The organism is Desulfovibrio porci (assembly GCF_009696265.1).
GTDB lineage: Bacteria > Desulfobacterota > Desulfovibrionia > Desulfovibrionales > Desulfovibrionaceae > Desulfovibrio > Desulfovibrio porci.
On the sequence record NZ_VUMH01000008.1, the window covers coordinates 40,461 to 58,140 of the forward strand.

The window sequence follows — 17,680 nt, forward strand, 5'->3', positions numbered from 1 at the left end:
TGTATGATTTTGTCAATTCAGGTGCTTCGTAAACACCTTTCCGCGAGCGGTTACCATCCCGACAGTATGGCTTTTTTGCGCCCCTTATTCGGCGCAACTGGCTCTCTATTGTCGGGTGTTGTGGTTATGTCCAAGCCGAAAGGCCAAAAGCCACAAGCCGCTCTCGCGGGCGGTTATGAACACCCGGCGTTTGCTATTTCGTAAGGCAGCGCCAACTATAACCCCGCGAGGTGCCTTATGTCCCACCGTTCCCCGAGCGCTGCTTCGCAGCCCCAATCTTCACCGTTTCATTCTTCTAAAAATCCAGAATTGGCACAGCGAATCGAAAGGTTCCATGAAGCCGCTCAAGACTTGCTCGCAATGTATGAGCCGCCAGAGCAAGGCCGGGAGAATATTCCACATCCCACTCAAAACGGCGAAACTCGTTGCTACTATCTCTCTCCGGGAACAGTGCAGCATGAGCGCGAACTATTGAGGCGATACCGTGCAGAAGATTTTCGCGGACTTCTGAGGGAAACGCACATGCTTCTGGTCGGCTTGGTCAAGGTGATGAAAAACACGCACCATGACGTGAGAGTGAAAGGCTATGTCATTGCCAACCTCGGATGCTTGCTTGAACAAGTGTCCGCCCTGGTGCTTCGGATGAAGAATGTTTACAACAAGGTTGAGTCTGTTAATTAGCGTTGAGCCGAAAGGCGAATAAGCAGCCCCGCAGGGTAGGACGGGAGGTAGCGGGTACCTCACCTGTCCTGCCCTCTCTCTTCATTGCAAACTATTAACCGAATAACGCTGACCACCCATTGGCGTTGCTATTTTGAAAGGCGCGTCAGGATTGGGCGGTATTGGCATAAACGTGCAACAGATACGTCACCAGTGGGTGGGGATGGGTATATCGCGTACCCAATTGCACCGCTGGTAGCCCGCTCTGGAATCTTTACGGAAAAGAAACGTATAGCGCACTTACCAGTTTCCTATGGAAACTGGGTGCGCCCTGCGAGACTTGGAGTGTGGCGCATGGGTCTGCCTCTGGTCTTTGCGGAAAGCAGAAGCATAGCTCACTATGCTTTACTTGGTAAAACGTGGGCAAGCTTCCAGCTTGACCGGGAAAGAGTATAAGACCAAGACCAGACAGATTTATGATTACTCCAAAGACTACCGTCTACCTATGCGCGTGTTCTTCGGCGGACACATTCGTAACCTGTATCGGCACAACATCCGTCCATCCTGTATCCTCATGTTCCGCCGTCCAAAGGTCGTAACTCTTTTGCATGTTCAGCCAAAGCTCAGGGCTGGTGCTGAAAGCGCGAGACAGGCGTAAAGCCATATCGGGCGTGACGGCAGCGCGTTCGTTGACGATAGTGGAGAGCGTCTTACGCGACACGCCCAGACGGTCAGCTAAAGATGTCACGGTAAGACGTAACGTCTTCATGTATTCTTCTTTTATAATTTCGCCGGGGTGGGTCGGCTTGCGGGTCATCTTGCGGCTCATAACGGCCTCCTAGTGGTAATCCTGATAGTTTACAACACACGCGTTGCCGTTCTCAAAACGGAAAGTCAAACGCCAGTTGCCGGAAACTTTGACCGCCCAATGCCCTTTTAAGTCACCCTTGAGCGGGTGTAGATCGTAGCCGGGAGCGTCCATGTCCTGCACCGTGACGGCGTTTTCCAGGCGATCCAATCGTAAGCGTAGCTTGGTCGCGTGCTTAGGCTGTATGCCTTTTGTCGTGCCGTCATAAAAGAAGTCTTCCAGACCCTTATGGTCAAAGCTCTTTATCATGGCTATCCTTAGTGTAACCAGGTGCGTTACAATGTCAAGATTTATTAGCTCGCAGAGCGCTCAAAAAGTCGGCCCAATCCTGCATCATCTTCCGGCGTTCCGGCAGATACTCGGCACGATTGTATATACCCCGTATCTTGTTACGGGGATTGTGGGCAAGCTGCTTTTCAATGGCATCGGCGGGATACCCCTGCTCATTGAGGACGGTGCTTGCCATAGAGCGGAAGCCGTGGGCGCACATTTCATCTTTTTCAAAGCCCATGCGCCGCAGGGCGGCGATAAAGGTCGCGTCACTGATGGGCTATTCCTTGGTTCGGAAACCCGAAAACATCAAGCGTCCGCATCCGGTGAGTTCGCGTAGCTCTTCCAGAATGGCGCAAGCCTGGGCGCTCAACGGCACAAGATGGTCAAGGCGCATCTTCATACGCTTTGCCGGGATGCGCCAGAGCCTTTCATCAAAGTCGATTTCCGACCATTCACCCAAGCGAACTTCGCTGGGGCGCAGAAAGGTCAGCGCCAAAAGCTGCAAGCCGCACTTGGTGACGAAGTGACCTGTGTAGCCGTCTATGGCCCGCAACAGGCCTCCTACTTCCTCCGGTTCGGTAATAGCGGCCCGTGAGGTTGTGACATGGCTTTTCAGCGCTCCGCGCAGATCGGCGGCTGTGTCGCGCTCGGCTCTGCCTGTGGCTATGGCGTAGCGAAAGACCAGAGAGCAGGATTCACGCAAGCGGTTGGCTTGGTAAAAGGCTCCGCGCGCCTCAATTTTCCGCAACACGCTCAAAAGTTCCGGCGGGGTGATTTCATTGATGGGGCGGTTGCCGAGATAGGGAAAGATGTTGCTGGCGATACGCTCAAGCACGTCCTCCGCGTAGCGTTCCGTCCAGGAAGATTTTTTGTTCTCGTGCCATTCTCGCGCTATGGCCTCAAACGTGTTTTCCCAAGCGCGGGCAATGACCTTTTTCTGCACGGACGGGTCGATACCCCTGCCAAGCTGTTTCTTGGCGGCAGCACAGGCTTCTCGCGCTTCTTTCAGGGAGAGTTGGGGGTATGTGCCGAAGGTAAGAAGTTTTTCGCGGCCTTGAAATCGGTATTTCAAGCGCCAGCTTTTGGTGCCGCTTGGCGCGACATACAAAAAGAGGCCGTTGCCGTCAAAGGCTTTTGCGGCTTACTTGTGGGCTTTGCGCCACGTACTGCGGTATCTGTGAGGGGCATGGGGGTATAGACTCCTGGCAAGGGGTTACATACCCCCCAGAAGTACCCCCAAAGAAGTGGGCTGTCTATGGATTTTTTGAGCCGAGCCCGGACAATCTGTTTCCGTTTTTCCCTTGCCAGAGAAGGATTATCAGACCGTACCGGACTCGGCTAAATTGAAATCTGGAGCGGGAAACGGGATTTGAACCCGCAACCTTCAGCTTGGGAAGCTGACACTCTACCGTTGAGTTATTCCCGCAGAAAGGGCGGTGGAGCGGGAGACGGGATTTGAACCCGCGACTTCAACCTTGGCAAGGTTGCACTCTACCACTGAGTTACTCCCGCATATACGAAACGGCGAGGCGTGAAAATACTCTGGAGGCGGCATCCAGATTTGAACTGGAGATGGAGGTTTTGCAGACCTCTGCCTTACCACTTGGCTATGCCGCCGATAAAAAAATTGGAGCGGGAGACGGGATTTGAACCCGCGACTTCAACCTTGGCAAGGTTGCACTCTACCACTGAGTTACTCCCGCTCAGCGAAAAAATCTTTTACGCGCTCCTTTCCGGACTGTCAAGCGCCGGATTGAATTTTTTCGCGCATCATCCCCTGTCGTCCGGGCGCGGTCGGCATGTCGACTTTCCGCAAGAACGCCCGGCTGCCCGCATGTCGCAATCCGTCAATCCTTGAGGCGGTTGTCCACGATGCGCTGGGCCTTGCCTTCGGAACGCTGGATGGAGTGCGGCTCCATCAGGCGCACTCTGGCCGTGACGCCGAGGAATTCCTTGATATTTTTCTGCAGACGGCCTTCCAGCATCTGAAGTTTGCGGATTTCATCGGCAAAAAGCGAGTCGCTCACTTCCACGCGCACTTCCAGGGTATCCAGATTGTTGGCGCGGTCCACGATGATTTGATAGTTGGGCGTGAGGCCCTCGCTCTCCATGAGGATGCCTTCGATCTGCTGCGGGAAGACGTTGACCCCGCGAATGATCAGCATGTCGTCGCTACGGCCGCGCAGGCGCGAAATGCGCACGTGCGTGCGCCCGCAACGGCAGGGCGTGTAGTCCAGGCTGGTGAGATCGCGGGTGCGGTAGCGCAGCAGGGGGATGCCTTCCTTGGTCAGGGTGGTCAGCACCAGTTCGCCCACCTCGCCGGGCGGCAGCTGTTCGCCGCTGACCGGGTCGATGATCTCCGGCAGGATGTGGTCCTCCCAGAGGTGCATGCCGCACTTGGACTCCACGCATTCCATGGCCACGCCCGGTCCCATGATTTCGGAAAGGCCGTAGATGTTCAGGGCGTCGATGCCCATTTTCTGCTCCATGTCCCGGCGCATGGCCTCGGTCCAGGGTTCGGCCCCGAACACGCCGATGCGCAGCGGCAGATCGCGGAAGTCGATGCCCGCCTCCTGCCCGGCTTCCCAGAGGTGCAGGGCGTAGGAGGGCGTGCAGCAGAGCACCGTGGCCGCGAAGTCGCGCAGCAGATACGCCTGCCGCCGCGTGGCGCCGCCCGAGGCGGGCACCACCGTGGCCCCTAGATATTCCGCGCCGCCGTGCGCGCCCAGGCCGCCGGTGAACAGGCCGTAGCCGTAGGCCACATGCACAATGTCCGTGCGGTTCACCCCGGCTGCCGAGAGGCTGCGCGCGGTCAGTTCGGCCCAGTTTTCCAGATCGCGGGCCGTGTAGCCCACCACCACGGCCTTGCCCGTGGTGCCGCTGGAGGCGTGCAGGCGCACGATGTTCTCCCTGGGCACGGCAAAGAGGCCGTAGGGGTAATGGTTGCGCAGGTCCTGTTTTTCGGTGAAGGGCAGAAGCCGCAGGTCCGCCGGCGTTTTGATATCCGCGGGGGTGATCCCGATCTCGTCGAAGCGTTTGCGGTAAAAGGGCACATTGGCGTACACGCGGTTGCAGAGATCGCGCAGGCGGCGCAATTGCAGCGCTTCCAGTTCCTCGCGGGGCAGGGTTTCCTGTTTGATATTGAAGAGCACGGGCCACTCCTTACTTTATGGCGGAACAGAAAAAGGGTGGAAACGCGCGCGGCGCGCGACGTTCCTCCGGTATGCCGCAATGTGGGGGCCGGGTCAATACGGCCCGCCTCGCCATTGCCCTCGGCCCGGCTTTGGGATATGTGCTCGGTATGGAACACATTCCTTCTACCGAAACTACCGAGGCCCAGGCCGCGCGTCCGGGCCGCAAGCGTTATGCGGACGTCCCCCTGGCTGAAAAGCTGGCGGTCATCACCGCCTGGCTTGAGGAACACAAGGCGGAGCGCATTGTCAGCCTCAATCTTACGGAGCAGGGCGGCTTTACCGACGTTCTGCTGGTGCTCACCGCCGGCTCCATGCGTCACGCCCAGAGTCTGGCCGACGGCGTGGCCGCCCTCTGCCACGAGCGCAACTATGAATACCTGCGTGTTGAAGGCTATGAGGCCGGGCAGTGGATTCTTGTGGACCTGAACGACATTGTCATCAATATTTTTCTGGAGCCGGTGCGGGAACTGTTTCGGCTGGAGGCCCTCTGGGGCCAGCCTCCGGCCCGCGCCGCCGGGGAAGCGGTTCCGGCGGCTCCCGCCACGGGCTCCGGCGGGGAGAGCCCGGTATGACCCCCACCTTGTTGCTGATTCTCGACGGCTGGGGCCTGGCGGCTCCCGGTCCGGGTAACGCGCCTTCTCTCGCGCCCACGCCCAATCTGGACGGCCTCAACGCCCGCTGCCCGCATGCCCGGTTGACGGCCTCGGGCCGGGCCGTGGGCCTGCCCGAGGGCTATATGGGCAATTCCGAGGTGGGCCATCTGAACATCGGGGCCGGGCGCGTGGTCTATCAGGACATGACCCGCATCGACGTGGCCCTGGAGGACGGCACCTTTGCCGCCAATCCGGTGCTGGGCGACCTGCTGGCGGCGGTCAAAAAGAGCGGCGGCAGGCTGCATCTGGCGGGTCTGCTCTCGGACGGCGGCGTGCACAGCCATATCCGCCATCTGGAAGCTATCTGCGACATGGCCGCGCGCGCGGACGTGCCCGTGCGCATCCACTGCATCATGGACGGCCGCGACACGGACCCCAAAAGCGGCGTGGGCTTTGTGCGCGCGCTGGAAGAGCACATCAAGGATCAGCCCCGGACGCGCATCGCCGGTCTGGTGGGTCGTTTTTACGCCATGGACCGCGACAAACGCTGGGACAGGGTCAAAGCCGCCTGGGATCTGCTGGCGCACGGGCAGAGCGACGAGGGCCGCGTGGCCCCGGACGCTGTGACGGCCCTGGAAGTTTCCTACGCCGAGGGCATCACCGACGAATTCGTCAAACCCGTGCTCTGCGAAAAGGGACGGGGCCCGGCCGAAGAGGACGAACCCGCAGGCATGGCCGACGGCGATGCGCTCTTTCTTTTCAACTTCCGGGCCGACCGCATGCGCGAGTTGACCCAGGCCTTTATCGAGCCGGACTTCAAGGCTTTTGACCGGGGCGCATTGCCCGAACTGGCAGGCGTCGCCTCCATGACCTCCTATGAGGCGAGCTTCGGCATTCCTGTGGCCTTTCCCAAGGAAGCCGTGAGCATGGGCCTGGGCGAAGTGGTTTCGCGGGCCGGTCTGCGCCAGCTCCGCCTGGCGGAAACGGAAAAATACGCCCATGTGACCTACTTTTTCAACGGCGGGGTGGAAGAGCCCTTCCCCGGCGAAGATCGTATTCTGGTTCCCTCGCCGCGCGACGTGCCCACCTATGACCTCAAACCGGCCATGAGCGCCCGCCAGGTCACGGACAAGTTTGTGGAAGCCTGGAACAAGGGCATCTACGATCTGGTGGTTTGCAATCTGGCCAACGGCGACATGGTGGGCCACACCGGCGTGCTTGAGGCGGCGGTGGAGGCCTGCGCGGTGGTGGACGAGTGCGTGGGCCGCATGGCCCGGGCCGTGGAAGAACGCGACGGCCGCATGCTGATCATCGCGGACCACGGCAACTGCGAGGTCATGCTGACCCCTGAAGGGAGGCCGCATACGGCTCACACCACCAATCCCGTGCCCTGCATTCTGCTGGAGCCCGGCGGAGCGGTCCCGGCCCTGTCCGACGGACGGCTGGCCGACGTGGCCCCGACCCTGCTCGGGCTCTGGGGGCTGGAGCCCTCCGCGCCCATGACCGGCCGGAATCTGGCCGCCGGGGAGGCGCGGCATGGCTGAGAAGAAAAAGCGGCCGTTGACGCCCGTGCCGCCGGACGGCATGGAAATCCTTTTTTTCTATCAATGCCCGCAGTGCGGCAGGCATGTGCCATTGGTCAGCCCCACGGAGCCCAGGATGGTTTCCTGCGACAGTTGCGGTTTCTCCTTTCCCATTATTCCGGTGGATGAGCACGGCCTGCACTATGTGCGGATCATGCTGGCCGGGGGCAAGGCGGCGGCTGATCCGGATTTTCTATAGCCGCCGCGTTTTGTCCCGCGTCAGATTCCTGCTGACCGTAAAGCAGGCTTGTCTCCCTTGGGGGCGGCCAAAAATCCTATAGTGCCGACCGCCCGTGGAGCAGAGTATCTTTGAACAACCTGCGTTTTAAAGATTCATGCGGCGGAAATGCTGTTGCCATGCGCACGGCGGCGCATTCAAAGGGGGGAGCTTCGGCTTCCCCTTTGCGGTTTTTGCCGGGCGGTGCTGAAAATCGTTTGCCGTTAAAATACTACACCGATCTGTCAGGATGTTTCGAAAAATCCACGCCTTGTGGTAAATTCGGATTCATTTCACATTGCGGCGGTAAAAATTTTTTGACAAAAATCTTGCTTTCGGCATCGAAAGCCGATAAACACGTTAAAACCTGTGTGGGACAGGACAACTTTTTTAACCTTTTGCAGGGTTCAAACGAGAGGAAGGAAAAAACATGAAACGTATTTGTACGCTTCTGTTGGCGGCGGGCATGCTGCTGGGCGCGGCCACGGGCGCCAGCGCCATTGATTTCAAGGCCAAAGGCCAGTGGCTGATGGGTTTTGCCGGCGGCGAAACCAACCCTATTTACAAGTCTCGTGACGGCAATACCGTCAAGAAGAACACCGAAGACAAATTCGGGGCCATGCAGCGCGTGTGCCTGCAGTTGGACGCCGTGGCTTCCGAAGCCCTGTCCGGCACGGTCTTCTTTGAAATCGGCACCCAGAACTGGGGCAAGGCCGATCAGGGCGGCGCTCTGGGCGCCGACGGTACCAACGTCATCAAGGTCAAGCGTGCCTATATTGACTGGGCTGTGCCGGATACCGACCTGAAGTTCCGCATGGGCATTCAGGGCGTGGCCCTGCCCAGCGTGGCCGGCGGCTCCGCCATCATGGACACCGACGCCGCGGCTGTCACCGCTTCCTATCAGTTCAACGAAAACGTGGGCCTCACCGCTCTGTGGGCGCGTCCGGCCAACGACAACTTCTCCGGCTTTGATGATCGTTATACCAACAATCATGCGAACTATCTGGACAACATGGATCTGTTCGCCCTGATGGTGCCCGTGAAGCTGGATGGCTTTGAAATCACCCCTTGGGTCATGTACGGCATGCAGGGCAAGAACACCCTGACCGATTACAACCATGTGGATGAAGACCGCGCCTGGGGTTCCAAGGACGGCAACCTGAATTACAGCCTGCGTCCTTATCCCGCTGCTTTGAACGGCGGCATCGGCGGCACCAGCAAAACTTACGGCTCCATGTTCTGGGCCGGCCTGCCCTTCGCCATCACTGCCTGGGATCCGCTGAACATCGAAGTGGACATCAACTACGGTTATGTGGAAGCCATGGGCCGCTATGACGTCATGAAGAACGGCGGTGGGCTCAAACGCGGCAGCACCGAGCGTGAGGGCTGGCTGGCCAAGGCCCTGGTGGAATACAAGATGGATTGGGGCGTTCCCGGCATCTTCGGCTGGTACGGTTCCGGTGATGACGGCAACGTCAAGAACGGTTCCGAGCGCATGCCTTCCATCGTGCCCATGGGCAACTTCACCTCCTTCCTGGGCGACGGCAACTACGGCTGGGCTTGGCAGGACTTTGCTCTGGATTACGCCGGCACTTGGGGTATCGGCCTGCAGGTCCGCGACATGAGCTTTGTGGAAGACCTGAAGCACACCTTCCGCGTGGCTTACTGGGGCGGCACCAACTCTACCACCATGGTGAAGTACATGGGCAGCGCTTCCGCCTGGAGCGAAGGCTACGGTAATGGCACCTCCCCCTATCTGACCACCGAAGACGGTCTGCTGGAGTTCAACCTGGTCAATTCCTACCAGATGTATGAAAACTTCGACGTGAATCTGGAACTGAGCTACGTTGCCAACTTCATGGACAACGACACCTGGAAGAAAGCTGGCGATTCTTCCTTCCAGAAGCAGGATATGTGGAAGGCTCAGTTGATCTTCGCGTACAGCTTCTAAGCGCACGTACGGGACGTGTCCCGTTGTGATGATCTCAGAGGGGGAGGCTTTGGCCTCCCCTTTCCATTGCGTTGCCGGATAGCTTTTGTTATAATTTCTTATATTGTAACAGGTTAAATGTCCTGGTGGCCGCGAAAGCGGACATTCGCTTGTGGGACCGTCCGGGATCGCGCTTCCGGACGGTCCCACAGACCGTTTGGCTTCTGATCCGTTTCGAGCCGGACTTCACCGGCCCGTATGTAAAACGCCCGCCGTTCAACGGCGCGGCGGCCATGCCGGCACAAAAGTGCCGCGCAGGAGGTGACGTATGGAAGAGCTGACAAAACTGGTCCAGGAGATCAACAGCGTGCTGTGGGGCGTGTACTGCCTGATCCCCCTGTTGGTGGGCACGGGCATTTATTTCACCTTCCGGCTCAAGTTTGTGCAGGTGCGCAAGTTCGGCAAAGTGCTTCGCTATACCTTCGGCGATCTGACCATCTTCGGCAAAAAGGCGGGCAAGGACGGCATGAGTTCCTTCCAGTCCCTGGCCACGGCCATTGCCGCCCAGGTGGGCACGGGCAATCTGGCGGGCGCGGCCACGGCCATCGCCATGGGCGGGCCCGGCGCCATTTTCTGGATGTGGATAGCCGCCTTTTTCGGCATGGCCACCATTTTTGCCGAGGCCGTGCTGGCCCAGCTCTACAAGAGCCGCGATTCCGAAGGCCATGTCACCGGCGGTCCGGCCTACTATATTTCCAAAGGCTTGGGCAGCAAATGGCTGGCTGGCTTCTTTTCCGTGGCCATCATCATGGCTCTGGGCTTCATCGGCAACATGGTTCAGGCCAACTCCATTGCCGACGCTTTTCACTCGGCCTTCAGTATTCCCACCTGGATCATTGGCATGATTCTGGCCCTGCTGGCGGGTTTCGTCTTTTTCGGCGGCATGCGCCGCATCGCGGCCACCACGGAAAAAGTCGTGCCGCTCATGGCTCTGCTTTATCTGGCAGGCGGCCTCTGGGTGCTGTTGACTCATCTGGACATGCTGATTCCGGCTTTCAAGATGATTTTTGTGGGCGCGTTCGATCCCTCGGCGGCCACCGGCGGTCTGATCGGCGCGGGCGTCAAGGAAGCCATGCGTTACGGCGTGGCGCGCGGCCTCTTTTCCAATGAGGCCGGTATGGGCTCCACCCCGCACGCCCACGCGGTGGCCAAGGTCAAGTATCCGGCTCAGCAGGGCTTTGTGGCCATCATGGGCGTGTTTGTGGATACCTTTGTGGTCCTGAACATGACCGCTTTTGTCATTTTCGTCACCGGGGCCATTGACGGCAGCACCACCGGCATCGCCCTGACCCAGAAGGCCTTTGAAACCGGTCTGGGTTCCATGGGGTACGGCTTCGGCTTTGTGGCGGTCTGCCTGTTCTTTTTCGCCTTTTCCACCATCATCGGCTGGTACTTCTTCGCGGAACAGAATATCAAGTTCCTGTTCGGCGTCAGGGCCGTGCCCTGCTTCCGGGTGCTGGTCATGGCGTTTCTGGTGCTGGGTTCCTCCCTCCAGGTCAATCTGGTCTGGGAACTGGCCGACATGTTCAACGGCCTGATGGTTCTGCCCAACCTGGTGGCCCTCATCGGTCTGGCCAAGCTGGTGTCCAAGGCCCTGGACGACTATGAGGAGCATGGCGAAAGCGCACCCTTATAACTTCTCTGCGCCCGGCTGGCGCTTGTTTGGCGCGACGCCCCCGCACCTTCTCGAATGAAGATGCGGGGGCTTTTCACGTTGTGCGGAAGGAAGAGAGTGGGGGGGGCGGGAAGGGAGAAACGCTCAGCGCTGCCGTTGCAGGCGGTCCCGCAGGATGACGGCCAGCAGGTTCATGCCCAGCACCAGCAGGATCAGCACCAGGCCCGTGCCGTATTGCAGGGGACGGGTTTTTTCGATTTCCGTACCCGCCGTGGCCAGCACGTACATGTGATAGGGCAGGGCCATGACCGCGCTGAAAATGGAGTCCGGCGTCTTGGGCGTATAAAACACGGCGGCGGTGAACATGATGGCCGCGGTTTCGCCCGCCGCGCGGGCCACGCCCAGAATGGCCCCGGTGAGCATGCCTGGCAGGGCGCAGGGCAGCACCACGCGGGCGATGGTCTGGGATTTGGTGGCTCCCAGGGCCAGGGAGGCCTCACGGTAGGTGTCCGGCACGGAGCGCAACGCCTCCTCGGCCGTGCCGATAATCACCGGCAGAGTCAGTACGGCCAGGGTCAGCACGCCGGAAAGGATGCTCACTCCGAAGCCGCAGAAGGTCACGAAAAAGGACAGACCGAACAGGCCGAAGACCACCGAGGGCACTCCGGCCAGATTGTTCACGCCCAGGCGCACATAGCGGGCGAAAGCGTTGCGCCTGGCGTATTCGTGCAGATAGACGGCCGAGGCCACGCCCATGGGAAAAGCCAGCAGAAGAGCGCCCAGGGACAGGATGGCCGTGCCCAGAATGCAGGGCCAGATGCCGCCTTCGGTCATCATCTTGCGCGGCGGCTCGGTGAGAAATTCCCAGGACAGGGCAGGCAGGCCGTGCCAGAGCAGAAAGACGCACACGCCCACCAGGGCCAGCACGTTGACGGCGGCGATGACGCGCAGCAGGCAGAACATGAGGATCTGACAACGGACGCGGGCGCGGCTGGAAGACATGGTGAGAGCGGAGGACCGGGCTGACATGGGTTGAATGCTCCCGTGCCGCTACAGGCTGGACGAACCGGCCTGGCGGTGTTTTTCGGCAATGTGCCCGGCCGCCAGATTGAAGGCCAGGGTCAGGAAAAAGAGTACGATGCCGATGGCGAACAGGGCGTGATAGTGATCGCTGCGGAAGGGGGCTTCGGCCATTTCAGCGGCGATGGAAGCGGGCATGGGCCGCACCGGATCCAGCAGGGAGGTGGGAATCAGGCCCGCACCGCCGGCCACCATCAGCACCACCATGGTTTCGCCGATGGCCCGCGACATGCCCAGCATCACGGCCGTGCCGATGCCGGAGAGCGCCGCCGGAATGACCACCCGCACGGTGGTCTGCCAGCGCGTGGCCCCCAAAGCCAGGGAGGCCTCGCGCAGATCGCGGGGCACGCTGTACAGGGCGTCCTCAGACACGGAGCAGATGGTGGGCACGCTCATCAGCGCCAGCACCAGGGAGGCGTTGAGCAGGTTCAGACCCGTGGCCACGCCGAAGGCCTCCTGGATGAAGGGGGCCAGCACCACCATGCCCAGAAAGCCCAGCACCACCGAGGGCAGGGCGGCCAGCAGTTCCACAAAGGGCTTGATGATCCGGCGCACGCCCGGATGGGCGATTTCCGTCAGGTACACGGCGGTCAGCACGCCCAGCGGCACGGCCAGCAGGGAGGAAACGGCGGTCACGGCCAGCGAGGCCGCCAGAAGGGGAAAAATGCCGAACAGGCCCGGTTCTTCCGTGGGATACCAGAGCGTGCCGAAAAGAAAATCAAAAACTGAATAATGGGAGAAAAGCGGCAGCCCTTCCATGAACAGAAAAAAGACAATGCCCGCCAGCGCCAGCAGGGAGCTTCCGGCCACGCCGGTGAGGCCGTACTGGACGATTTTTTCCTTGAGATCGGCTCTGCGCATGGTTTTTCTCGTCTGCGGAGGTCAATTTTTCGCGGGTTCAGGATGGAGAACAACCGGCAAACCTGGCCGGGACTGTCTCTGAAAGGAGGGCTTTTATCCTCTGATCACAGTCGCTTTTCTGACGCAGTCTTGAGGGCAAAAGCTGTTTTTCAGAGACAGTCCCCAAGGGCTGTTTCTAAATTGAGGAGTTTTGGCTTTCCGGCAAGGAAAACGAGTTTTTTGCGAAAGGAGTGTACTCTTATGGTACTCGACTGGAGCAAAAAACGAGTTTGACGCAGCCGGAAGTCAAAAGAACCAAGCTAGGAACACGCCCTAATGGGCCAGGGGCACGTACCCAACTTCCCGCACACTTTTCTGGCCCTTGGCCGGATCCAGCAGATAGTCCACCAGTTCCTTGACCACGCCGGCGGGTTGGCCGTCAGTGAAGATGTACAGTTCCCGCGCGATGGGCCACTGCTTGGAAAGCGCGGTCTGGGCGCTGGCCTGTACGTCGTTGACCTTCAGACCCTTGGTGGATTTGTCCAGATAGCCGAGGCCCACGTAACCGATGGCGTTCTTGTTGTTGGACACGGCCTGCACCACCGCGCCGTTGGAGGCCTGCATCAGGGCCGCCGGAGAGACGCGTTCCTTGTTCATGACCAGTTCTTCCCAGCATTCAAAGGTGCCGGAGGAGGTGTCGCGGGAAATGACCACAATCTTGGCGTCCACGCCGCCCAGATCCTTCCAGTTGGTGATCTTGCCGGTATAGATGTCTCTGAGTTGCTGCGTGGTCAGGGCGCTGACCTTGTTGGCCGTGTTGACCACGGGCACGATGGCGTCCACGGCGATGGCCGTGCGCACGGGGGTGACGCCGTTCTTTTCGGCGGCGGCCTTTTCCTTGTCCTTGATGTCACGCGAGCTCATGGCCACGGCGCACTGTTTTTCAATGAGCGCCTTGATGCCGTTGCCCGAACCGCCGCCGGAGATGCTCAGCGGCATGCCGGGATGGGAGGCCATGAAGGCCTCGCCGGCCTTCTGCATCACGGGCAGCACCGTGGTGGAACCGTTGATGACAATTTCCTGGGCCGCCAGGGCCGGGGCGCTGAGGCTCAGAACCGTCAGAGCCGTGACCAGCATTTTGCCGATAGACATTCCGTACTCTCCTTGAAATTGGGTTGCGAGTGTGTCGCGCGGGGTTCTTCCCCGTGCGTTTCCCTTTTGGCCCGGCTCTGTTACAGAATGATGTCAGGAAAGCGAAGACTGCGTGAAGCCGCGCCGGGCGCCCCCAAAGCCTTGAATGGCGCGCAAATCCGGCGTTCCGCGCTTGTCACGCGATTGTAACAATGTCACCACCTGTTTGGCGCAATGACGTTGTTTACTGGCCCGCAGCACAGAGGAAATCATCTATGAACGCACAAGACATTCTGGTGGTGGAAGATGAAGGCGACATCCGCGAACTGTTGCGTTTCAATCTGGAGCGCGAGGGTTTCAGCGTGCTGGAGGCCGACGACGGCCGCAAGGGGCTGGAGCTGGCCCGGCGGCATATGCCGTGCCTGATCATCCTGGATGTGATGCTGCCCGGCATGGATGGTTTTGAAATCTGCCGCCAGTTGGGCGGGCAGGCCGAGACCTCGGGCATCCCTGTGCTGATGCTCACGGCGCGCGGCGAGGAAATGGACCGCGTGGTGGGCCTGAGTCTGGGGGCGGATGATTACGTGGTCAAGCCTTTCAGCGTGCGCGAACTTATGCTGCGCATCAAGGCCATCTTGCGCCGGGGCGGCCGCGCGGCGGAGAACTCCGTGCTGGAGCGTCACGGCATCCGGCTGCGGCCCGACGCGCACACGGTCAGCGCCGGAGGTCGGGAACTGACCCTCACGGCCACGGAGTTCCGTTTGCTGGAGGATCTGCTGCGCCACGCGGGCACGGTGCGCACGCGTGAACAGTTGCTGAACAATGTCTGGGGCTATTCCTTTGAAGGCTATGCCCGCACGGTGGACACTCACGTGCGCCGTCTGCGCTCCAAGCTGGGCGAGGCGGCGGCCACCCTGGAAACAGTGCGCGGCGTGGGCTACCGGATCAGGGAGTAGCGCCGTCCGCGTGCCGTTGGCGTGTTGGCGTAAGGAGTTTGAAAGAGATGAATCATTGGCGGGGTAAGTCCATGTTTTCCTTTCGTACCCGGATTTTTTGCAGCGTGCTGGCGGTGGCGCTGCTCTCCATCGGCATTGCCGTGTTTTACGGCAAAAGCTGGCTGGAAAACAGCCAGTTGCAGGCGGCCCGTGAACGCCTGCTGCACGAAACGCGCCTGGCCGGTGTGATTCTGGACAAGTTGGGTCCCGATCCCGCCCATCTGACCGAACTGGCTCGCATCCTGGACCTGCCGGGCGACCGTCTTTCCCTGCTGGACAGCGCGGGCAATGTGCTGGGCGATACGGCGGCCGGCGCCCAGCCCGTGAGCCGCCTGGACAATCACGCGGACAGGCCGGAAGTGCGGGAGGCCATGCACGGCGGCACGGGCTTCTCCATCCGCCCCAGCGGCACGCTGGAGCTGCCCCTGGCCTATGCCGTGACCCGCCTGGACGACGGCCGCCTGCTGCGTCTGGCCGTGCCCCTGGACAACCTCAAGCGGCTCATTGAAAGCCGCCTCGCGGTGTTCAGCCAGATCGGCCTGATTACCGTGGCCCTTTCCCTGCTGCTGGCCGTGTTGCTGTCCGGCGCGTTGCGCCGCTCCCTCAGCCAGATGATCGGCGTGGTGGAGGCCATTTCCCTGGGCAATTTTCAGCGCCGCCTGCGGCGCATACCGGGCAGCGAGTTCGCGCCCCTGGCCGACGCGGTCAACCGTATGGCCGAAAATATTGAGGAGCACGTGCGCGCCGCCGCCGAGCAGACCGCCCAGCTTGAGAGCATTCTGGATACCATGAGCGACGGCGTGCTGGTGCTGGGACCGCGCGGGCACATCCGCCGCTGCAACCGGGCTCTGGCCCGGGAATTTCCCGAGGCGGCCACGGCCCAGGGCGCGCAGGTGGTGGAAATCATCCCCTCGCCGGAATTGCAGACCGCCGTGGACGAGGTGCTGGCCGCGCCCGCGCCCGGCTCCGAAGCCGCGCCGGACGGCGGGCCGGGCGACGAAAACGGCCGGGTGCAGCGCCATCTGCAGCTCACGCTGCCTTCGGGGCAGGTCATGTCCGTCTGTCTCTCGCGACCTGCCGGGCCGGACTGCCATCTGGGGGGCGTGATCGTGTTCCACGACATTACGGAATTGATGCGCCTTGAGCGCGTGCGCCGGGATTTCGTGGCCAATGTTTCGCACGAACTGCGCACTCCGCTCACGGCCATCCAGGGCTATGCGGAAACCCTTATCAGCCTGGACACCTTGCCCGAGTGTCGCCGTTTCGGTGAAATCATCCTCAAAAACGGCACGTACCTCACGCGCATGGTGGGCGACCTCTTGTCCCTGGCCCGTCTGGAGGGCAAGTCCGGCAGTCTGGAACTGACGCCAGAAGACCCGCGTGAAGCTCTGGCCCAGGCCAAAAGCATGTGCCGCGAGGACCTGGAGCGCCGCAAGCTGCAACTGGATGTGGATATCCCGGAGGAATGCCGGGTCATGGCCAACCTGCCGCACCTGACCCAGGTTTTCCGCAATCTGCTGGAAAATGCCTGCCGCTACGCGCCGGAAGGCGGCAACATCCGCGTTTCCGCGCATCCGGCGGGCCGGGAGGTCGTGTTCCGGGTGGTGGACGACGGCCCCGGCATTCCGACGGCGGACCTGGAGCGCGTTTTCGAGCGCTTCTATCAGGTGGAGCGGCACCGGGGCCAGGCCTCCACAGGGCTGGGGCTGGCCATCTGCAAGCACATTGTGGAACGGCACGGCGGCCGCATCCGGGCGGAAAGCCCGGCCCAGGACGGCAGCACGGCCTTTGTGTTCACCCTGACTCGTGTTGAGGGCGGCGACCGCCCCGACGAAAATCCCGACGGAGCGGCAAGCGCATGAAGGAAAATCTGCAGGCCCGGAACATCAGCGTCTACTACGGCCCGAACAAGGCCCTGCACGAAGTGAGCCTGGATTTCGTGCCGGGCCGGGTCTCGGCCCTCATCGGGCCGTCCGGTTGCGGCAAGTCCACTTTTCTGCGCTGCCTGAACCGGATGAACGATCTGGTGCCCGGCGCGCGCGTGGAAGGGGAGATAGTGCTGGACGGCGAGGACGTCAACCGTCCCGGCACGGACGTGGTTTCACTGCGGCGCCGGGTGGGCATGGTCTTTCAGAAGCCCAATCCCTTTCCCAAGAGCATTTTTGAGAATGTGGCCTACGGCCTGCGCGTCAACGGCCTCCGCGATGAATCCCTGATCGCCGAAAAGGTGGAAATTTCCTTGCGCCGGGCCGCTATTTTTGATGAGGTCAAAGACAGGTTGCAGTCTTCGGCGCTGGGGCTTTCCGGCGGACAGCAGCAGCGGCTGTGCATAGCGCGCACCCTGGCCGTGGAGCCGGAAGTGCTGCTCATGGACGAGCCGGCCAGCGCTCTGGACCCCATTGCCACCCAAAAGATAGAGGAGAGCATTCGCGAGCTCAGGGAGTCGCTGACCATCATCATCGTCACCCACAACATGCAGCAGGCCGCGCGCGTGTCGGACTTCACGGCCTTTTTCTACATGGGCCGCCTTATTGAGCACGACGCCACGGACGTGATTTTCACCCGGCCCGGCAAGAAGCAGACGGAGGATTATATCACCGGCCGCTTCGGCTAGGTCTTCGGCAAAGTGGTTCTTTTGTCT

Annotated in this window: 16 protein-coding genes, 4 tRNA genes and 1 pseudogene; 10 read left to right on the plus strand and 11 right to left on the minus strand. The window is 60.7% G+C overall.

Translation table 11 applies throughout. The features are described 5' to 3' along the window. The first annotated feature begins 237 nt into the window (after window positions 1–237). A complete protein-coding gene (locus FYJ44_RS14475) occupies window positions 238–681 on the plus strand; it encodes an ATPase (protein ID WP_195840987.1) in 444 nt (147 codons plus the stop codon). Between the two features lie 478 nt (window positions 682–1,159). Here FYJ44_RS14475 and FYJ44_RS08760 read toward each other — a convergent pair whose 3' ends face one another. The 8 genes and pseudogenes from FYJ44_RS08760 to FYJ44_RS08795 all read right to left on the minus strand — a co-directional run bounded on the left by FYJ44_RS08760 (window position 1,160) and on the right by FYJ44_RS08795 (window position 4,953). After that, a complete protein-coding gene (locus tag FYJ44_RS08760; RefSeq protein ID WP_195840988.1) occupies window positions 1,160–1,489 on the minus strand; it encodes a HigA family addiction module antitoxin in 330 nt (109 codons plus the stop codon). Between the two features lie 9 nt (window positions 1,490–1,498). Next, the gene (locus FYJ44_RS08765; protein WP_154511252.1) at window positions 1,499–1,777 is read right to left on the minus strand and encodes a type II toxin-antitoxin system RelE/ParE family toxin; all 279 of its coding nucleotides are present in this window, start codon (window positions 1,775–1,777) and stop codon (window positions 1,499–1,501) included. Window positions 1,778–1,811: 34 nt separating this feature from the next. Beyond that, window positions 1,812–2,909: pseudogene (locus tag FYJ44_RS08770) on the minus strand (tyrosine-type recombinase/integrase). 243 nt (window positions 2,910–3,152) lie between these two features. Continuing rightward, window positions 3,153–3,227: transfer RNA gene (locus FYJ44_RS08775), tRNA-Gly, on the minus strand. 11 nt (window positions 3,228–3,238) lie between these two features. After that, window positions 3,239–3,313: transfer RNA gene (locus tag FYJ44_RS08780), tRNA-Gly, on the minus strand. Window positions 3,314–3,344: 31 nt separating this feature from the next. Next, window positions 3,345–3,418: transfer RNA gene (locus FYJ44_RS08785), tRNA-Cys, on the minus strand. Window positions 3,419–3,429: 11 nt separating this feature from the next. After that, window positions 3,430–3,504, minus strand: a tRNA-Gly gene (locus FYJ44_RS08790). Window positions 3,505–3,648: 144 nt separating this feature from the next. Next, window positions 3,649–4,953 (minus strand): phenylacetate--CoA ligase family protein, encoded by a 1,305-nt coding sequence (locus tag FYJ44_RS08795; RefSeq protein ID WP_288230314.1) that lies wholly within the window; start codon window positions 4,951–4,953, stop codon window positions 3,649–3,651. Between the two features lie 17 nt (window positions 4,954–4,970). Between FYJ44_RS08795 and rsfS the strand changes: the two genes are divergently transcribed. From rsfS to FYJ44_RS08825, 6 genes are all read left to right on the plus strand, one after another. After that, window positions 4,971–5,567, plus strand: a complete 597-nt coding sequence (gene rsfS / locus FYJ44_RS08800; RefSeq protein WP_229772626.1) for a ribosome silencing factor — start codon at window positions 4,971–4,973, stop codon at window positions 5,565–5,567. Next, window positions 5,564–7,132: a 2,3-bisphosphoglycerate-independent phosphoglycerate mutase gene (gene gpmI, locus FYJ44_RS08805; protein ID WP_154511254.1), complete on the plus strand. Its 1,569-nt coding sequence runs from the start codon at window positions 5,564–5,566 to the stop codon at window positions 7,130–7,132. Before rsfS ends, gpmI begins: the two co-directional genes overlap by 4 nt. Continuing rightward, window positions 7,125–7,370: a hypothetical protein gene (locus FYJ44_RS08810; RefSeq protein ID WP_154511256.1), complete on the plus strand. Its 246-nt coding sequence runs from the start codon at window positions 7,125–7,127 to the stop codon at window positions 7,368–7,370. Before gpmI ends, FYJ44_RS08810 begins: the two co-directional genes overlap by 8 nt. Before the next feature lie 110 nt (window positions 7,371–7,480). Next, window positions 7,481–7,822 carry a hypothetical protein gene (locus tag FYJ44_RS08815; RefSeq protein WP_154511258.1) on the plus strand — a complete coding sequence of 114 codons (342 nt, stop codon included), beginning with the start codon at window positions 7,481–7,483 and terminating at the stop codon, window positions 7,820–7,822. Further along, window positions 7,819–9,339 (plus strand): outer membrane homotrimeric porin, encoded by a 1,521-nt coding sequence (locus FYJ44_RS08820; protein ID WP_154511260.1) that lies wholly within the window; start codon window positions 7,819–7,821, stop codon window positions 9,337–9,339. The genes FYJ44_RS08815 and FYJ44_RS08820 overlap by 4 nt, the downstream gene beginning before the upstream one ends. Window positions 9,340–9,646: 307 nt before the next feature. Beyond that, complete coding sequence (locus FYJ44_RS08825; RefSeq protein ID WP_154511262.1) at window positions 9,647–11,014, plus strand: alanine/glycine:cation symporter family protein; 1,368 nt, start codon at window positions 9,647–9,649, stop codon at window positions 11,012–11,014. A 123-nt stretch (window positions 11,015–11,137) separates the two neighbouring features. Here the strand turns inward: FYJ44_RS08825 and pstA are convergent, their stop codons facing one another. The 3 genes from pstA to FYJ44_RS08840 form a co-directional block, all read right to left on the minus strand. After that, window positions 11,138–11,956 carry a phosphate ABC transporter permease PstA gene (gene pstA, locus FYJ44_RS08830; RefSeq protein ID WP_229772634.1) on the minus strand — a complete coding sequence of 273 codons (819 nt, stop codon included), beginning with the start codon at window positions 11,954–11,956 and terminating at the stop codon, window positions 11,138–11,140. Window positions 11,957–12,043: 87 nt separating this feature from the next. Next, a complete protein-coding gene (gene pstC / locus FYJ44_RS08835) occupies window positions 12,044–12,934 on the minus strand; it encodes a phosphate ABC transporter permease subunit PstC (protein WP_154511266.1) in 891 nt (296 codons plus the stop codon). Between the two features lie 312 nt (window positions 12,935–13,246). Next, window positions 13,247–14,065 (minus strand): PstS family phosphate ABC transporter substrate-binding protein, encoded by an 819-nt coding sequence (locus FYJ44_RS08840; protein WP_154511268.1) that lies wholly within the window; start codon window positions 14,063–14,065, stop codon window positions 13,247–13,249. A 254-nt stretch (window positions 14,066–14,319) separates the two neighbouring features. On the opposite strand from FYJ44_RS08840, the gene FYJ44_RS08845 reads away from it, so the two are divergent. The 3 genes from FYJ44_RS08845 to pstB all read left to right on the plus strand — a co-directional run bounded on the left by FYJ44_RS08845 (window position 14,320) and on the right by pstB (window position 17,653). Continuing rightward, window positions 14,320–15,000 (plus strand): response regulator, encoded by a 681-nt coding sequence (locus tag FYJ44_RS08845; RefSeq protein ID WP_154511270.1) that lies wholly within the window; start codon window positions 14,320–14,322, stop codon window positions 14,998–15,000. A gap of 71 nt (window positions 15,001–15,071) precedes the next feature. After that, window positions 15,072–16,901 carry a sensor histidine kinase gene (locus FYJ44_RS08850; protein WP_154511272.1) on the plus strand — a complete coding sequence of 610 codons (1,830 nt, stop codon included), beginning with the start codon at window positions 15,072–15,074 and terminating at the stop codon, window positions 16,899–16,901. Next, complete coding sequence (pstB, locus tag FYJ44_RS08855; protein ID WP_154511274.1) at window positions 16,898–17,653, plus strand: phosphate ABC transporter ATP-binding protein PstB; 756 nt, start codon at window positions 16,898–16,900, stop codon at window positions 17,651–17,653. Before FYJ44_RS08850 ends, pstB begins: the two co-directional genes overlap by 4 nt. The last annotated feature ends 27 nt before the right edge of the window (window positions 17,654–17,680 follow it).